General features: G+C 40.4%; 14 protein-coding genes. 1 reads left to right on the top strand and 13 read right to left on the bottom strand.

What is annotated here, in order from left to right; translation table 11 throughout:
• Positions 1-11 precede the first annotated feature (11 nt).
• From priA to KHA88_RS07095, 6 genes are all read right to left on the bottom strand, one after another.
• Positions 12-2,417: a primosomal protein N' gene (priA, locus tag KHA88_RS07070; protein ID WP_213096592.1), complete on the bottom strand. Its 2,406-nt coding sequence runs from the start codon at positions 2,415-2,417 to the stop codon at positions 12-14.
• Positions 2,414-3,622, bottom strand: a complete 1,209-nt coding sequence (coaBC, locus tag KHA88_RS07075; protein ID WP_213096591.1) for a bifunctional phosphopantothenoylcysteine decarboxylase/phosphopantothenate--cysteine ligase CoaBC — start codon at positions 3,620-3,622, stop codon at positions 2,414-2,416. The genes priA and coaBC overlap by 4 nt, the downstream gene beginning before the upstream one ends.
• A gap of 119 nt (positions 3,623-3,741) precedes the next feature.
• Entirely contained in the window at positions 3,742-3,942 is a 201-nt protein-coding gene (rpoZ, locus tag KHA88_RS07080) for a DNA-directed RNA polymerase subunit omega (protein WP_213096590.1), read from the bottom strand.
• Between the two features lie 2 nt (positions 3,943-3,944).
• Positions 3,945-4,559 carry a guanylate kinase gene (gene gmk, locus KHA88_RS07085; RefSeq protein ID WP_213097814.1) on the bottom strand — a complete coding sequence of 205 codons (615 nt, stop codon included), beginning with the start codon at positions 4,557-4,559 and terminating at the stop codon, positions 3,945-3,947.
• A gap of 12 nt (positions 4,560-4,571) precedes the next feature.
• Positions 4,572-4,832 carry an extracellular matrix/biofilm regulator RemA gene (remA, locus tag KHA88_RS07090; protein ID WP_213096589.1) on the bottom strand — a complete coding sequence of 87 codons (261 nt, stop codon included), beginning with the start codon at positions 4,830-4,832 and terminating at the stop codon, positions 4,572-4,574.
• Between the two features lie 133 nt (positions 4,833-4,965).
• Entirely contained in the window at positions 4,966-7,644 is a 2,679-nt protein-coding gene (locus KHA88_RS07095; RefSeq protein ID WP_213096588.1) for a cation-translocating P-type ATPase, read from the bottom strand.
• A 139-nt stretch (positions 7,645-7,783) separates the two neighbouring features.
• Here KHA88_RS07095 and KHA88_RS07100 point away from each other — a divergent pair, with 139 nt between their 5' ends.
• Entirely contained in the window at positions 7,784-9,496 is a 1,713-nt protein-coding gene (locus KHA88_RS07100) for an Rqc2 family fibronectin-binding protein (protein WP_213096587.1), read from the top strand.
• A 40-nt stretch (positions 9,497-9,536) separates the two neighbouring features.
• Here KHA88_RS07100 and pyrE read toward each other — a convergent pair whose 3' ends face one another.
• From pyrE to KHA88_RS07135, 7 genes are read right to left on the bottom strand one after another with little or no spacing between them, the layout of a single operon-like run.
• On the bottom strand, positions 9,537-10,166 hold the full coding sequence (gene pyrE / locus KHA88_RS07105) for an orotate phosphoribosyltransferase (RefSeq protein WP_213096586.1): 630 nt from the start codon (positions 10,164-10,166) through the stop codon (positions 9,537-9,539).
• Positions 10,163-10,876: an orotidine-5'-phosphate decarboxylase gene (pyrF, locus tag KHA88_RS07110; RefSeq protein WP_213121682.1), complete on the bottom strand. Its 714-nt coding sequence runs from the start codon at positions 10,874-10,876 to the stop codon at positions 10,163-10,165. The genes pyrE and pyrF overlap by 4 nt, the downstream gene beginning before the upstream one ends.
• On the bottom strand, positions 10,848-11,789 hold the full coding sequence (locus tag KHA88_RS07115) for a dihydroorotate dehydrogenase (protein ID WP_213107207.1): 942 nt from the start codon (positions 11,787-11,789) through the stop codon (positions 10,848-10,850). The genes pyrF and KHA88_RS07115 overlap by 29 nt, the downstream gene beginning before the upstream one ends.
• The gene (locus KHA88_RS07120) at positions 11,786-12,568 is read right to left on the bottom strand and encodes a dihydroorotate dehydrogenase electron transfer subunit (protein WP_213121683.1); all 783 of its coding nucleotides are present in this window, start codon (positions 12,566-12,568) and stop codon (positions 11,786-11,788) included. Before KHA88_RS07120 ends, KHA88_RS07115 begins: the two co-directional genes overlap by 4 nt.
• Positions 12,565-15,780, bottom strand: a complete 3,216-nt coding sequence (carB, locus tag KHA88_RS07125; protein WP_213121684.1) for a carbamoyl-phosphate synthase large subunit — start codon at positions 15,778-15,780, stop codon at positions 12,565-12,567. Before carB ends, KHA88_RS07120 begins: the two co-directional genes overlap by 4 nt.
• The gene (locus tag KHA88_RS07130) at positions 15,764-16,864 is read right to left on the bottom strand and encodes a carbamoyl phosphate synthase small subunit (RefSeq protein ID WP_213121685.1); all 1,101 of its coding nucleotides are present in this window, start codon (positions 16,862-16,864) and stop codon (positions 15,764-15,766) included. Before KHA88_RS07130 ends, carB begins: the two co-directional genes overlap by 17 nt.
• On the bottom strand, positions 16,861-18,141 hold the full coding sequence (locus tag KHA88_RS07135; RefSeq protein ID WP_213096580.1) for a dihydroorotase: 1,281 nt from the start codon (positions 18,139-18,141) through the stop codon (positions 16,861-16,863). Before KHA88_RS07135 ends, KHA88_RS07130 begins: the two co-directional genes overlap by 4 nt.
• Between the last annotated feature and the right edge of the window lie 2 nt (positions 18,142-18,143).

Here is an 18,143-nt window from a genome sequence, read left to right on the forward strand (position 1 = left end):
TTCTTTTACGTTTACATCATCATATAAGGATTAACATCTATTGAAATAGCCAAACCTTCTTTTACAAACTGCTGCTGATAATGTTCCATTACTTTTTTTAATGTTAGTTTTAGTTCTGGTTCTTGTTTGTATTTTATCAAACATTGATAGCGATATCTATCATTGATGCGCGGTATCGGGGAAGCAACTGGCCCGAGAAGAATCGCTTCATTCGATATCCTCGATTGGATATACTTTGTAATTTTTTCCGTTGTAGAGATGGTCTTTATCAAATCTTCATGACTGACTGTTACCATTGTTAAATAAAAAAATGGTGGATAGGATCCAATTTTTCGCATCATCATTTCTTGTCTATAAAAACGGTCATAATCTTGGATGCCTGCATACTCAACACTATAGTGTTCGGGTGTGTAAGTTTGAATGACTACTTCACCTAAGAGTTCATGTCGACCTGCCCTGCCACTGACTTGAGTAAGTAACTGAAACGTTTTTTCGCCTGCTCTGAAATCGGGGAGATGGAGCATCGTATCTGCACTTAGCACTCCGACAAGAGTGATGTTTGGGAAATCAAGACCTTTGGCAATCATCTGTGTACCAAGCAATATATCAGCATTGCCTGACTTAAAATGATCAAGCAGCTTTTCATGGGCCCCTTTTCTTCCTGTTGTGTCAACGTCCATTCGGACAATTCTAGCTTCCGGTAAAATTTTATTTAATTCTTCTTCCACCTTTTGTGTCCCTGTACCAAAATAACGAATATGATTGCTCGTACACTCAGGACAAACTTCCGGTACACCCGTATCAAATCCGCAGTAATGACATTTCATTTGATTTGAATAACGGTGGTACGTTAAGGATATGTCACAATGCGGGCATTGCATAACATACCCGCAATCTCTGCACATCATGAAAGAAGAATGACCCCTGCGATTAAGAAAAAGTATCGTTTGCTCTTTTTTTGCTAAGCGATCTTCAAGCTTTTCAAATAATTCTCTAGAGAACATAGAGCGGTTTCCGCCCCGCATTTCTTCGCGCATATCGACGATTGATACGGCTGGAAGAGCTTGGTTATTCATTCGTTTTGATAATGTAAGCAAATGATACACTTCTTTTTTTGCCCTTGCAAAAGATTCTAGCGACGGAGTAGCGCTACCTAAAATAACTGGGCAATTATAGTGTTTCGCCCTTTGTATCGCAACATCCCTTGCATGATAACGCGGCGCCTCTTCCTGCTTATAGCTTGTTTCATGTTCTTCATCGATAATAATAATGCCTAGATTTTCAAACGGTGCAAATATAGCTGACCGCGCACCAACAACTACTTTTGCTTCTTTTCTTTGGACCTTTCTCCATTCGTCATATCTCTCACCAGTAGAAAGTGCACTATGTAAAACGGCTACATCATCTCCGAATCTACTTTTAAAGCGATCAACCATTTGCGGCGTCAGCGCAATTTCCGGTACAAGAACGATGGCTTCCTTACCTTTATCTAATACATTTTGAATTGATTGTAAGTAAATTTCAGTTTTTCCACTTCCCGTTACACCATATAAAAGAAAAGTTTTATAATCTCCTGAATCGATTGTATTCAAAATAGGTGTAATCGCCGCTTTCTGTTCAACCGTAAGCGGTAATGGAGTGGTCGGGTTAAAATGTTTATGTTCGTACGGATCTCGATAGATCTCTTCACGGCTTACGGATAAAACACCTTTTTTTATTAAGGTGTTGATGGTTGATTGCGATGATCCGGTTTTTTCAATAAGCTGTTTAGCACTAAATTTTTCAGAAGGATGTAGTATAAAAAATTCAATTATTTGTTTTTGTTTTTCTGCACTAGGTCTAAGGGATTCTAGCAAACTGTTCAACTCTTCTTTAGCCATTTCTGACTGATACATATTAATTGTTTTTTTTCGCGCCCGATTCTTTACATAATAGATGACTTCTGCATTCCCGTTCTTTATTTCAGTATGAAGGGCAGGTAGTAAGTCTTTATTTTCAGCGTCCTTCCATGATATTTCATTATTCCCATTAAATAAATCATCAAGAAATGGATTGTCTTCCCCATTGACGCGCCGAATACTTTTTTCATATTTTGCTTTCATGGCAGCAGGAAGCATTGCATGGAATGCAGAGATTTTAAAAGAAAGCGTTTCTTCCGCCAGCCAACCACCTAGTTCAAGCAATTCCTTATTCAGTACAGGGGTTAAATCAAGTAACTCTTTTACTTCTTTTAATTTACTAAAGTCGCTGCTATCCTTGATCCCAGTGACAAACCCTTGAATTGTACGGGGGCCAAACGGAACCGCTACTCTCATCCCCGGCTCAATCATACCAATCCATTTGTCTGGTACGAGATAATCAAATTCTCTATCCGTTCCAAGTGCAGGTACATCAACAATAACAGAAGCAATATTCATGTTTCGCGATCATCTCCCAACTTATGGACGATTTCTGCCAAAATTTCCTTAGCTGCGTCATGTTTACTTAGCAAGGGCAATTTTTTAACAGATTGATCTTTGTGAAATATTGTAACGATATTCGTATCAACGCCAAAGCCCGCTCCCTTAGCTGTAACATCGTTGGCTACAATCATATCAGCATTTTTTCTTTCAATTTTCTGTAAGGCATATTCTTCAATATTATTCGTTTCTGCCGCAAACCCTACCAAGAATTGCCCACGCTTTATTTGTCCTAATTTTTGTAAAATGTCTTTCGTGCGTTCTAGTTCTATAACAAGATTTCCGTCTTTCTTTTTCACTTTTTTATCGAACACCTGAACGGGACGATAATCTGCAACTGCTGCACTCTTAATTACAATATCCACTTCTTGAAAATGTTTCATTACCTCATTATACATTTCCTCTGCACTCTCTACATTAATTAGCGTTACATCTGAAGGAGGTGATAAAGTATCGGACCCCGATATGAGAATAACATCTGCTCCCATTTTCACTGCTTCTTCCGCGAGTGCATAGCCCATTTTTCCACTGGAGCGGTTTGTTAAATAACGGACGGGATCGATGATTTCTTTTGTAGGACCCGCTGTAATCAAGATACTTTTACCACTTAATATGGATGTTTGAGGTGTAAAAAAATTATTTACCAGTTGTACAATTTCCTCAGGTTCTTCAAGCCGCCCTTTACCTACGTAACCGCAAGCCAAATAGCCCTCACCTGGTTCAATAAAGCGATAGCCATATCGGTGTAATGTTTCAATGTTTTTTTGAACAGCTGGGTGACTATACATATGAACATTCATCGCAGGAGCGATCCAAACAGGAGCGGTTGTTGCCAGTAAGGTGGTAGTAATCATATCGTCAGCTATGCCATTTGCTAGTTTGCCGATGCAATTAGCTGTCGTTGGAGCGATTAGAATGAGATCAGCCCAGTCAGCAAGTTCAATATGTGCGATCACAGCTGGTTCTTTCTCATCAAACGTATCCGTATACACCTCATTCCTTGATAATGCCTGGAATGTAAGCGGTGATACAAACTTTGAAGCTGATTCACTCATGATTACCTTAATCTCATAGCCTGCCTGTACGAGCTTGCTCGTTAATGCAGCAGCTTTATAAACGGCAATTCCGCCTGTTACACATAACAGAATTTTTTTCCCATTCACCTATAAAACCCCTATCTATATATAATCAAACGAGATATTTTCGGTCATTTCCTTCTATTATTATGAACGAAAGAGAAAAGAAAAGACAACCCATGAACACAGGTTGTCATAAAGTGAGCTTATTCTTTTACTTCTTTTACCTTAATCACACCGTCATATATTTCTTCAAGCGCTTTTCCGACATATTTATAAGAAAAATATTTATCCAATTTCGGATCTTCATCTTCTTGAAACTGACGGGCCCTCCGTGCTGCAACTGTTACTAGGGAGTATTTTGAATCGATTACAGTCATTAATTTATCAATCGATGGGTAAAGCATAGTTAATCTACCTCCAGCATTTTAATGTATTTATAGGCTACTCTTTCACTTCGGCAATGTTCAGCTTGGACAATTGCATTAATCCGATCAACAGCGAAGTCTACATTATCATTCTCTACAACGTAATCGTACAGGCTCATCAATTCAATTTCTTTACGGGCAGCTTCCATACGATTATGGATTAAATCTACTGACTCTGTCCCCCTGCCTACGATCCTGCTTTCAAGTTCATCTAGGCTTGGAGGCATGAGGAAAATAAATAATCCTTCGGGGATTTTTTCACGGACCTGTTTTGCTCCCTGTACTTCAATTTCCAGAAAAACATCTCGACCGGATTCAAGTGTTTCCTTTACATAATCTACTGGGGTCCCGTAATAATTGCCAACGTATTCTGCGTATTCCAGTAGTTTTCCTTCTTTAATTAACTGTTCAAACTCTTCCTTGCTTTTGAAAAAATAATCTACTCCGTCTCTTTCACCTTCACGCGGCTTTCTCGTCGTCATCGAAATCGAGTATTCGAATTTGGCATCCGGGCGTGAAAATACGGCCTGTCTAACTGTTCCTTTTCCAACCCCTGAAGGCCCGGAAAGTACAATCAGTAATCCCTTTTCTTTCATAATCAATCGTTCCTACCCTTCTTCATTGTCATCCTTCCCGTTTAAGCGCTGAGCAACGGTTTCAGGCTGGACAGCCGAAAGGATGACATGCTCACTATCCATGATGATTACTGCTCTTGTTCGCCTGCCATATGTAGCATCTATTAATGTCGCACGATCGCGGGCATCCTGAATGATCCGCTTGATCGGCGCTGATTCTGGACTGACTATTGATATGATTCGATTGGCTGAAACGATGTTTCCAAAACCAATATTTAAGAGCTTAATTGGCATATTGCCCCTCCAGTCATCTATCGGTTATTTTAGCCCTTTGTATACATTTACTCAACAATTTTTAGATGGCTGTCTATGTCAAAAATTAAAGGCAATAGAGCAGCCTCTATCACCTTTTGAATTATATCATAAACTATTTCTTTTTTCTTAAGATAAATGATCCAGCAAGTAAAAATGTAGGCAGGGCACTCATACCAACGACTAATAACCAATCGTTAAGGATTATCGGGACAGTGTGAAAAATAGGTTGTAATACAGGAACATAGATTACAGCAACCATGAGAGCTGCAGATGAAATGACTGACCAAACAAGATATTTATTGCCTAACGGGTTTCTTGAAAAAACAGATATTTCACTTCTGCAGTCAAATACGTGTATAAGCTGAGCCATAACTAGTGTGGCAAAGGCAATCGTTTGGGCATAAGGAAGATTATTTGGGTCTTTATGATACACAATAATAAAAGCAATTAGCGTTGACACACCAATCAAAAACCCTCTGGAAATAATTTTCCAGCCTAATCCTCGAGCAAACACTCCCTCTTTTGGATGACGCGGCTTCCTTTGCATCACGTTTTCTTCCGGCTGATCAAGTCCAAGTGCCATTGCAGGCAAACCATCTGTCACAAGATTTACCCACAATATTTGGATGGGAACGAGTGGTAATGGTAAAGACATTAGCATCGCGAACAGCATTACGAGAATTTCTCCGACATTTGATGCTAACAAGTAGCGGATAAATTTACGGATATTTTCATATATATTACGCCCTTCTTTAATGGCCGCTTTAATCGTCGCAAAATTATCATCAAGTAAAATGAGAGATGATGCCTCTTTCGCAACATCAGTCCCGGTTATTCCCATCGCAATGCCAATATCTGCAGCTTTAATCGCCGGTGCATCATTGATACCATCTCCGGTCATCGCCACGATATGTCCCTTGTTTTGGAAGGCATTAACAATTTTTAATTTATGCTCCGGTGTCACTCTAGCAAAAACAGCAATGTCTTCAACCACTTCTTCAAGTTCTTCAACCGATAATTCGTTCAACCGCTGTCCGTCCATTACTTGTTCTTTATGTTCAAGAATACCTAGCTGTTCAGCGATGGCACATGCCGTGGCTGCGTGATCTCCTGTAATCATCACTGTTTTGATTCCCGCACTTTTACATTCTTCTACTGCCACTTTTACCTCTGGACGAGGAGGATCAATCATTCCTTGCAATCCAATAAATGTTAGTCCTTTCTCTAATTCGTATTCCTTTTGCGGATATGCCGAGGAATGGATCGGTTTAAATGCAATGGCAATCGTTCGTAAAGCTTGTGCGGCAAGATTGCTTACAGCAGTTTTAACATCATTTCCAAATTCGTAATTTAAGATTCGTTGCTTACCGTCCCACAGAATAGATTCACATTTTTCAACTAATACATCTGGGGCACCTTTTGTAATGGCGAACTTTTTACCATTTGAATCCTTTACAATGACGCTCATCATTTTTCTCGTCGAATCAAAAGGATACTCTTTTTCTATCGTAAATTGTTCACTGAGGGAATCACGATCGATCCCAGCTTTCAATGCTGCTATAAGTAAAGCGCCTTCCGTTGGATCACCATCAATCGCCATTGTATTTCCCTGTATAATCAAATCAGTATGATTACATAATACTCCAAACGTCAGCAGCTGCTGTATCGATTTTTCACGGAAAGGATCAATCGGCGTTTCTCCTTCATAAAATTTTTCTAATTTACTATGCTCCTCACCAGCAACATTCCACGTCTTCCCTCCACTCCATAAATGTGTAACCGTCATTTTATTTTGAGTCATTGTACCTGTTTTGTCAGAACAAATTACCGATGCACATCCAAGAGTTTCAACTGCAGGGAGTTTACGGACAATGGCGTTCTTTCTAATCATTCTTTGCACGCCGAGCGATAATGCTACTGTAACAATTGCTGGAAGACCCTCAGGTATAGCTGCAACAGCTAAAGATACTCCAGCAAGGAACATCGTATATGCATCATGACCATGAATAATTCCTACAACAACGACAAGCATAGTAAGGAGTAAAGCTACTGTGATTAAAATTTTGCCAAGCTGCTCCAATCTTCTTTGGAGTGGCGTTACAATTGTGCCCGTCATTTGGATCATATGTGCAATTTTCCCCATTGCCGTTTCCATTCCGATTGCTGTAACTATTCCGACACCATTTCCTCTTGTAACCATTGTCCCCATGAAGGCCATATTGTTCATGTCACCAAGATTAGGAGTTTTCTCTTTGATGAGATGTGTATTTTTTACAGTTGGAATGGATTCACCTGTCAAAGCCGATTCCTCTAGTTCCAAATTATTGGCGGTTATGATTCGTACGTCAGCACCCATACGGTCACCGCTGGCAAATTTAAGCACATCACCGGGAACGATTTCTCTTGAATTCTTTTTTATCCATCGTCCATCTCTTAAAACAGTTACTTGGGGTGCAGATAAGTTTTTAAGGGCTTGCAATGATTTCTCTGCTTTTCTTTCCTGAAAGAAACCTAAAATTCCATTAAGAAGGACGATCGCCATGATTGCTACCGCATCAATATACTCGCCAAGTAGTCCTGACACAAGTGTCGCCCCTAATAATACGAGAACCATAAAATCTTTAAACTGGCTAAAGAACAGAAGAATAGCCGATTGTTTTTCCCCTTCTGACAATTCATTCCATCCAAACTTTTTTCTTCGTGTTTCTATTGCTTTTTCTGATAACCCTTGTTTAACACTTGTATTTAGTGACTGTTCTACTTCTTTTTCCTTCATTCCATGATAAAGCATGCAGCCATCCTCGCTTTCCCCGACAAACAGAAGTTGTCCTATATAGTAGGAAGCTTATTCAGTGTGAGGGCAATTCATGATATAATTTTCGTTAACGGAATAAACAGGAACTAATATTTGTTGGTAAAGGATGTTTGCGATGCCATTTGATGGTTTCTTTACAAGGGCAATGGTTAAAGAATTGTCCGACTTAATAGCTGGCGGAAGGATTGGGAAAATCCATCAGCCATATAAAAACGAACTTGTGATTGGAATTAGAGCTGGTAGAAAAAATCATAAGCTGCTCATTTCGGCACATCCAAGTTATGCGAGATTACAAGTTACTGAAGATACATTCGATAATCCTAATGAGCCCCCGATGTTTTGCATGATCCTTCGAAAACATTTGGAAGGTGCAATTATTGAAGAGATACGCCAATTCGAAATGGATAGAATTGTTATTTTTGATATTAAAGGACGCAATGAACTAGGTGATGTTTCTTATAAACACTTAATCGTTGAAATTATGGGTAGACATAGCAATGTGGTCTTAGTTGATAAGGAGAAAGGAACGATTATTGATAGCATTAAGCACATTTCGGCTGCGCTAAATAGTTACCGGACAATCTTACCGGGCTCTAGTTATATATTTCCCCCTGCACAAGACAAAGCTGACCCACTTTCAGCAACTAAAGAGGATATGCTAAAAGCAATTGATTTTAATAGTGGAAAACTTGATAAACAAATAGTCGAAAAATTTGCTGGAATCTCGCCGATCCTTGCCAAAGAAATCACATTTCGGTCAGGTTTGGCCAATAGAGTATCACTCCCAGATGCTTTTATCACATTAATGGCACAGTTGCGTCAGCATGAATATAATCCTGCTATTACTGATTCAGCAAATAAAGAACATTTTTATTTGTTTCCGCTTACGCATCTGGAAGGAGAATCTAAGCCATTTTCATCCTTGAGTGAAATGCTTGATCGCTTTTATTTCGGAAAAGCGGTCCGAGACCGTGTCAAACAACAAGCATCTGATCTTGAAAGACTTATGAAAAATGAGAAAGAGAAAAATGAAACAAAGGTGAAGAAGCTTCAATCCACTTTAAAAGATGCAGAGAAAGCTGATCAATATCAACTGCTTGGAGAACTGTTGACAGCTAATATGCATGTTGCTAAAAAAGGAATGCAGGAAATTTTGGTAGTAAACTACTATGACGATTTAGGCGGACAAATTCTTATAGCTCTTGACCCGAGAAAAAGTCCTGCGGAAAATGCTCAAAGCTATTTTTCAAAATACCAAAAAGCAAAGAATTCCGTACACATAGTGAAAGAACAGATTGCCAAAGCAATCGATGAAATCAATTATTTTGATGGTTTACTTCAACAAATCGCTTCCGCTTCGACAAGGGATATTGAAGAAATCCGCGAAGAATTAGCAGAACAAGGTTATTTGCGGCTTCGTCAGAAAAAAGGACAAAAGAAAAACCCGAACGCAAAGCCTGTTATTGAAAAATACGTGGCTAGTGACCAAACGGAAATATTAGTCGGTAAAAATAATAAACAAAATGATTATTTAACGAGTAAATTAGCCCATCGCGATGAAATTTGGCTTCACACGAAAGATATACCGGGATCACATGTTGTAATACGCAGCAAAGAACCAACGGAAGAAACGATTCTTGAGGCAGCGGTCCTTGCTGCTTACTATAGCAAAGCAAAAAATTCAGCTTCTGTCCCGGTGGATTTCACTAGAATAAGACATGTTAAAAAGCCAAACGGTTCCAAACCTGGATTTGTCATCTATGACAACCAGCAAACAGTGTTTGTTACACCTGATGAAGACAAGGTTAGGGCAATGCAAATAAATTAATTAAAAAATATCCCGGCACATAACTATGCCGGGATATTTTTTAATTAGCCCATACGTCTGGATTTTGTCTCCAGCTTTCGAGGGCAGCTTCATCTTTTTCTTCAATGATTCCTTTATGTAAAGCTGCTTTAATTAAACTTGAATATCCTGTTAATGAGTATGCTCGAATATTTGCTTCTTCCAATCGGCGATTACCCTTTTCCAGTTCATATGAAAAAATTGAGACAATTCCAAGTACTTCAATGCCGGCTGAACGAAGTGCTTCAGATGCAGTAATTGCACTTCCGCCAGTTGAAATGAGATCTTCAACAACGACCGCCTTTTGGCCAGGATAAATTTTACCTTCAATTTGATTTCCTTTCCCATGGCTTTTAGCAGAGGATCTTACATAACACATAGGTAGGTCAAGCAAATCACTGACCCATGCTGCATGTGGAATCCCTGCTGTAGCAGTACCTGCTACTAATTCCACCTCTGGAAAGGATTTTTTAATCAAATTAGCAAGACCTGAAGCAATTTCTTTTCTTAAATGTGGATAAGAAAGTGTTAATCGGTTGTCACAATAAATGGGAGATTTTATACCTGAAGACCATGTAAATGGATCATTCGGGCGCAAAAAAACAGCCTCAATCTCAAGTAATTGTTCCGCTATTTTATCTGAAGTAATCATAAACCCAACTCCCATTCTGATTTTACTTTATAGTAGGCAGAAAGTGGATCTACTGCCTGTGTAATTGAACGTCCAATTACAATCATTGTCGAACCAAACTTCCGAGCTTCAGCAGGGTTAACAATTCTCTTTTGATCATGGACTGCATCACCGTGCATTCTAATCCCTGGAGTTACCCGCAAAAAACTTGAACTCGTAGCTTCGCCGATCTGTCCCGCTTCAAGAGCAGAACATACGACCCCATCCAAACCGGATTGATGGGCAAGCTTTGCATAGTGAAGGACTGAATCAGATAGGGTATGGCTGATCAACTGGTCGTGCTGCATCTCTTCCTCACTCGTACTCGTTAATTGCGTAACTGCAATTAACTTTGGGCGCATCCCTCCGGTAGGGGTGCCTTCATCCAAACCATTTAATGCTGCTTCCATCATCCTTGTGCCACCTGCAGCATGGACATTAACCATATCCACCCCTAGCCCGGCAATCACCTTCATTGCACTGTAAACCGTATTCGGAATGTCATGAAGTTTTAAATCAAGAAAAACTTGATGATCCTGTTCTTTTAGCCATTGGATCAAAGGTGGACCTTCTTTATAAAATAACTCCATTCCCACTTTTACGTATAATCGTTCTTCTTTGAATCTCTGTAAAAATCGAGCTGCTTCGGCTTTCCCCGGATAATCAAGAGCAATGATTGGCATGTGACCCATATTTCTTCCAGCTCCTTCCGGTCAGTTCTGATATATGTGATACGCCTAGTTCATCAAGTCGCTGAGGCAGGTCATCAATTAACTTTGGACAGATAAATGGATCTGTAAAATTCAAGGTACCTATCGCTACAGCACTTGCACCGGCATAAAAGTATTCGATGACATCATCAACAGACTCGATTCCACCCATTCCAATAATCGGTATATTTACTTTTTGGCTTACTTCATAAACCATTCTTATCGCAACTGGCTTGATGGCTGGTCCCGATAATCCGCCGCTATTGTTCGCAAGTATTGGTCTGCCTGTTTTCCCATCCAACCGCATACCAAGTAATGTATTGATCATTGTTAGTCCGTCTGCACCGGCAGCCTCTACAGCTTGGGCCATTCCAACAATATCAGCAACATTGGGAGATAGTTTTACGTAGACAGGTACTGAGGATACTGCTTTTACTTGCTTCGTCAACTCCATAGCTACTTCTGGAATTGTTCCGAAGGCAATACCGCCTTTTTTTACATTTGGGCAAGAAATATTTAACTCTAATGCTTTTACATTTGGCGCTTTCGAGATTTGTTTTGCCACTTCTACATAGTCTTCTGTTTCCGAGCCGGCAACATTTGCAATGATCGGTACATCAAATTGCTCCAGCCAAGGAAGTTCATCGGCAAGTACTCCTTTTAACCCGGGATTTTGTAATCCAATTGCATTCAGCATTCCAGCTGCGGTTTCAGCTACACGTGGAGTGGGATTTCCAAATCTAGGCTCTAACGTTGTCGCTTTAATCATCATTGCGCCAAGTATATTTAAATCATACAACTTGCTGAACTCTTTACCGAAGCCAAAGCAGCCAGATGCTGGCATAATTGGATTTTTAAGTGACAGGCCAGGTAACTCTATTTGTAAACGATTCATTGCAATACCACCTTTCCAATTGGGAAAACTGGACCGTCGCTACATACTTTTACATAATTTGTGCCGGATGGGTCATCATTGACATGACAAACACATGCAAAGCAAGCACCGATTCCGCAACCCATTCGCTGTTCAAGCGACAGGAAAGCCTTTCTGCCGGTAAAGCGATCTTCCAACGCCTTCAGCATTGGGATTGGACCACAAGCATATAACGTATTAAACTGAATTGTATATTCGTCAATGACATTTGTGACAAATCCCGCGGTCCCTTGCGAACCATCAACAGTTGTAATAAATGTCGGTCCGAGTTCAGAGAAATCCTGTTCATAAAACACTTTTTCTTTTGTTTCAAATCCGAGTATGTGAATCGTTTTTACTCCTTTTTTATTCAACTGTTTTGCCAGTTCATAGAGCGGGGGGACTCCGATTCCCCCGCCGACAAGCAAAGCCGTTTCGTTTTCCTTAACTTCAGTAATTGGAAATCCATTTCCTAGAGGACCAAGGACATCAATTTGTTCTCCGGCCATATTCGCGGAAAGCAACTTCGTACCTTTTCCTTCCGCCCGATAAATAAGCGTAAAGCGATTCTTTTCCTTAACTATCGATGCTATGCTGATTGGTCTGCGCAAAAGAGGATCAAGTCCCGGGTTGGTCCTTACATGGACGAATTGACCAGGTTCGTTCATTTCGTTTACCATTAAGCCCTCCAAGATCAACTCATATATATCTTTTGCGAGCATCCTCTGTGAGACGATGCGCATTTTTTCTTGTTGAATCATGACCGAATCGCCTCTTCCATTTGCATTTTTCCGCCAATCATCGCTTCTGCGGAAAAGACCATCGATTCCAACACTCCAAGAATCGCTTCTGCTGTATCGAGCGATGTCAGGCAGGCTACCCCATTTTCTACGGATTCTCTTCTAATTCTAAAACCATCACGCTCAGGTTGTTTTCCTTTTGTTAGCGTATTGATGACAATTTGTGCTTTACCTTGTCTAATTACATCGATCAAAGTCGGTCCAATTGATCCTATCTTATCAACGACCTCCACTTTGATTCCTGCTTTTGAGATCGTATCTGCAGTACCACTCGTAGCAATAATTCGGTAACCAATAGCAGAAAATCTTTTTGCAAGCTGCAAAGCTTCTTCTTTATCTTTATCAGCAACTGTAATTAACACTGTTCCATATGTTTTTATTTCCATTCCAGATGCTACAAGCCCTTTGTATAGTGCCTTTTCCATCGTTTTGTCTTTCCCCATGACTTCACCAGTTGACTTCATTTCCGGACCGAGTGTAATATCAACTCTTCTTAACTTTGCAAAAGAAAAGACAGGAACTTTTACATAAACACCAGATTGCTCCGGAGCTATACCCGTTTCATATCCTAAGGATGGAAGGGACTCACCTAAAATGACTTTTGTCGCAACGTTTGCCATTGGTATTCTAGTAATCTTACTTAAAAACGGTACCGTTCGGCTCGAGCGCGGGTTCACTTCTATCACATATAATTCATTCTTGGAGATAACATATTGGATGTTTAATAGACCGACAATTTCGAGACCTCTTGCAAGTCTTACTGTATAGTCAATAATTTTTTCTTTCATTTCTGTACTAATATTTTGAGTCGGATAGACAGCAATCGAGTCGCCAGAATGGACACCTGCCCGTTCTATATGTTCCATAATTCCCGGTATTAATACATTTTCCCCATCCGATATTGCATCTACTTCAATTTCTTTTCCGACTAAATATCTATCAACTAAGACAGGATGTTCGGGATTGATTTTCACTGCATTTTCCATATAATGAAGTAATTCTCGTTCTTCATAAACGATTTCCATCGCTCTTCCACCTAAAACATATGACGGACGAACAAGGACAGGATATCCAATCTCGTTTGCTATTTTAACGGCTTCTTCAACTGAGAAAGCTGTTTTTCCCTTCGGCTGCGGAATTCCTAAGGTTGATAATGCTTGCTCAAACTTATCCCTATTTTCAGCACGATCTAAACTTTTAAGGGATGTACCAAGTATTTTCACTCCTCGTTCTTCAAGGCTTGCAGCAAGATTAATAGCGGTTTGCCCGCCGAATTGTACAACGACTCCCTCGGGTTGCTCCAAATCAATGATATGCATGACATCTTCAATAGTTAGCGGTTCGAAGTACAACTTATCTGAGATACTAAAGTCGGTGGATACTGTTTCTGGATTATTGTTAATTATAATAGCTTCATAGCCTGCTTCCTGGATGGCCCATACACTATGGACGGTGGCATAGTCGAATTCGATTCCCTGCCCAATGCGGATTGGTCCGGAACCTAATACAATTACGCTTTTTTTGTCTGTTTTTTCCGATTCATTTTCTGCTTCATACGTACCATAGAAATACGGTGTATCAGATTCGAATTCACCTGCGCAAGTATCTACTTTTTTGTATACGGGGATAATCCCATTCTCTTTACGCCACTCATAGACAAATTTTTCATCTGTTACCCACAGCTTAGCAATCGTGATGTCAGCAAATCCTATCTGTTTAGCGATTCTTCCTAATTCAACATCAAATGGTCTCTTTACTAGCTCCCTTTCAAGCTTAATGATTTTTTTCATTTTATATAGGAAGAAAAGATCGATCTTACTCCAATCATGCAGCACTTCAAGTGAAATACCCCGTCTTAGTGCTTCACCTAAGTAAAACAGTCTTTCGTCCGTTGCTTTTTCTATTTGCTTTTGTAAAAATTCATGATCCATATTTTGACCATCTGGATGTTCTAAATGGTATACATTACTTTCAAGGGATCGGACTGCTTTTAATAATGATTCTTCAAATGTTCTCCCAATTGCCATCACTTCGCCTGTTGCTTTCATTTGGGTACCGAGCAATCTATTTGCTGATTCAAATTTATCAAACGGCCATCTTGGAATTTTTGTTACGATATAATCGATAACAGGCTCAAAGCAAGCATACGTCTTTTCTGTCACAGGATTCATGATTTCGTCAAGGGTGTAACCTACTGCAATCTTTGCCGCTAACTTTGCAATTGGAAATCCTGTAGCCTTTGAAGCTAATGCAGATGATCTACTTACTCGTGGGTTAACTTCGATAATATAATATTGAAAACTGTGGGGATCCAGTGCAAGCTGCACATTGCAGCCACCTTCAATGCCAAGTGCCCTAATAAGTTTTAGTGACACATTACGGAGCATTTGTACTTCCCTGTCACTCAGTGTTTGGCAAGGTGCAACAACGATTGAATCACCAGTATGAATACCGACTGCATCAACATTCTCCATATGACAAATAACAATCGCGTTATCATTAGCGTCACGCATAACCTCATATTCTATTTCTTTAAAGCCTGCAATACTTTTTTCAAGCAGACATTGGCGAACTGGACTATTTTTCAAACCGCTTGTAACAATTTCGGTTAATTCCTCGATATTTTCACAAATGCCGCCACCGGTTCCTCCAAGTGTATAGGCCGGTCTAACAATTACCGGAAATCCGACCTTATCTGTAAATGCAACGGCCTCCTCAAGTGAATGAACAATTTCACTTTCTGGTACTGGTTCATTTAATTGTTTCATTAATTCTCTGAACTGATCGCGGTCCTCCGCTTGCTCGATTGCTGAGAGCTTTGTACCAAGGATTTCAACCTCACACTCTTCTAGCACCCCTGCTTTAGCCAGCTCAATCGCCATATTTAATCCTGTTTGCCCTCCTAAGGTAGGAAGAATGGCATCAGGTCTTTCTTTTCGAATAATTCGCGAGACAAATTCAAGCGTGAGTGGCTCTATATAAACTGCATCGGCAATTTCTGTATCTGTCATGATTGTCGCTGGGTTGGAGTTGATTAATATGACTCGATACCCCTCTTCTTTTAAAGCAAGGCAAGCCTGTGTTCCTGCGTAATCAAATTCTGCTGCTTGTCCGATGACTATTGGGCCTGAGCCAATGACTAAAATACTTTCAATATTAATACGTTTCGGCATGTTGCTCCACCTTTCCATCTTGTTCATTCATTATGTCAATAAAGCGGTCAAATGCTTGTTTACCATCTTCTGATCCTGGTGAAGCTTCTGGCTCATACTGAAGTGAAAAAGCCGGGAATATTTGATGTACAAGCCCTTCAATAGAGCCGCCGTTCAATGCGCGGTGCGTTACCGAAAGAGTTGCAGAATCTACTGATCCCTCAGTAACTTCATAGCCATGATTTTGTGCAGTGAAAATAATTTTTCCGGTTGTGAGATCTTTTACCGGGTAACTTGAGCCACGATGTCCAAACAGCATTTTTTCTATCCGGCAACCATTTGCGAGAGCAAACAATTGATGCCCAAGCCCAATTCCAAATAATGCAACCTCTCGTTGGATTACTTTGATCATTTCACACACTTCCAGGACATGTTCTGGGTTGCCTGGACCATTTGACAACAAAACACCGTCCGGGCTTAAAGTAAGTATTTCTTCTGCTTGTGTATGATACGGAACGACCGTTACATCGCAGCCTCGGTTCGTCAGTTCACGTAAAATCCCATGTTTTAGTCCTAAATCGACCACAACTACATTTTTTCCCCGTCCAGGACTTGGATAAGGCTTTGCCGTAGAAACTTGTTTCACCGCGTCAACAGAAGGGATCATAGCTCTCAAGCGTGCAAGTACATCTCCTGTGTTTTCATCAGCGCTGCAAATAGCTCCTTTCAATATCCCTTTATTTCTAATTAGCCTCGTGAGCATTCGCGTATCAATGCCGGAAATGCCAGGGATATTCTTCAGCTTTAAAAATTCACTTAATGACATGCTGCTCCGCCAATTTGATGGAAAGTCGCACACTTCCTTTGCAATTATCCCTTTAATAACAGGCTGGATACTTTCAAAATCATCGCGGTTAATTCCGTAATTTCCGATCAACGGATAACTAAAAGTGAGAATTTGCCCATAGTTGGATGGATCTGAGATTGCCTCCTGATAACCGGTCATGCTCGTGTTAAAAACAACTTCGCCACTTGTTTCCCTTTCACTGCCAAACGCGGTTCCGATTAAAGTGGTTCCATCTTCCAATATTAGTTTACGCTTCATTGATATTCATTCCCTTCAGCCCATTTCAATTCTCCATCAACAAATGTCGCAGCTGGCCAACCTTTGCAATTCCATCCGGCAAATGGTGTGTTCTTCCCTTTGGAAGCAAATGTAGCCGGATCAATTTCTTTTTCTTTGTTCAAATCAAGCAATGTAATATCGGCGGGCATGCCTATTTCCAAAGTGCCGCTTTCCAGCGCAAATGTTTGGGCAGGTTTACACGTAAGCCAGTCTATCAGCTGTTTCAATGAACATTTTCCTTTTTCTACAAAATATGTGTAAAGAAGCGGGAATGCTGTTTCAAGACCGACAATTCCAAATGGTGCAAGCTTCATTCCTTGAGATTTTTCTTCTTCCGTATGTGGAGCGTGGTCGGTGGCAATGAAATCGATTGTACCATCGAGCAGCCCTTCAATTAGTGCGTTACGGTCGTCACTTCCTCGAAGTGGAGGATTCATTTTAAAATTCGTATTTAAACCCGGGATATCGTCTTCGCATAGTAGTAAATGATGTGGTGATACTTCAGCCGTAACTCGTATTCCTGCTCTCTTTGCATCCCTTACGACCCTTACTGACTCTTTTGTACTAATATGGCAAACATGATAATGGCAACCTGCTGCTTCAGCAAGCAGCACGTCTCTAGCAATATGTACAGACTCGCAAATTGATGGAATACCAGGGATCTCTGATTGGTTCGACAATTTCCCTTCATGTATGGCACCACCATAAATTAATGAATTATCCTCGCAATGGGCGACAATTGCCATATCAAGTTCAGCTGCTTTTGTCATTGCTTCATACATTGTGGCGGCTGTTTGAACTCCTACTCCATCATCAGTAAATGCAAATGCTCCTGCTTCTTTTAGGGCTGAAAAATCAACGAGCTCTTTACCTAGCTGACGTGTTGTGATTGATGCATATGGGAGTACTTTTACTGCCCCCCTTTCTTTCAGCTCATTCACCAGCCAGTTCATCTGATCAGCGGTATCTGGTACTGGACGGGTATTTGGCATGGCTGCAACCGTCGTAAAACCGCCTTTTGCTGCAGCAAGTGTACCTGTTTCAATCGTTTCTTTCTTTTCCCCCCCTGGTTCTCGCAAGTGGATATGAAGATCAATGAACCCAGGTGTAATCGTAAGACCATTCGCATCAAACTTTCGTTCACCGTTATTAATAAGGTTTTCTCCGATTTCCGCGATCTTTCCATCTCGGACTCTAACATCTATTATTCCAGCTTCTTCTCTTAAGTTTTTTGCATTTTTTATTAGCAAATTCATGA

It is taken from the genome of Lederbergia citrea (assembly GCF_018343525.1).
GTDB classification, from domain to species: Bacteria; Bacillota; Bacilli; order Bacillales; family Bacillaceae_C; genus Lederbergia; species Lederbergia citrea.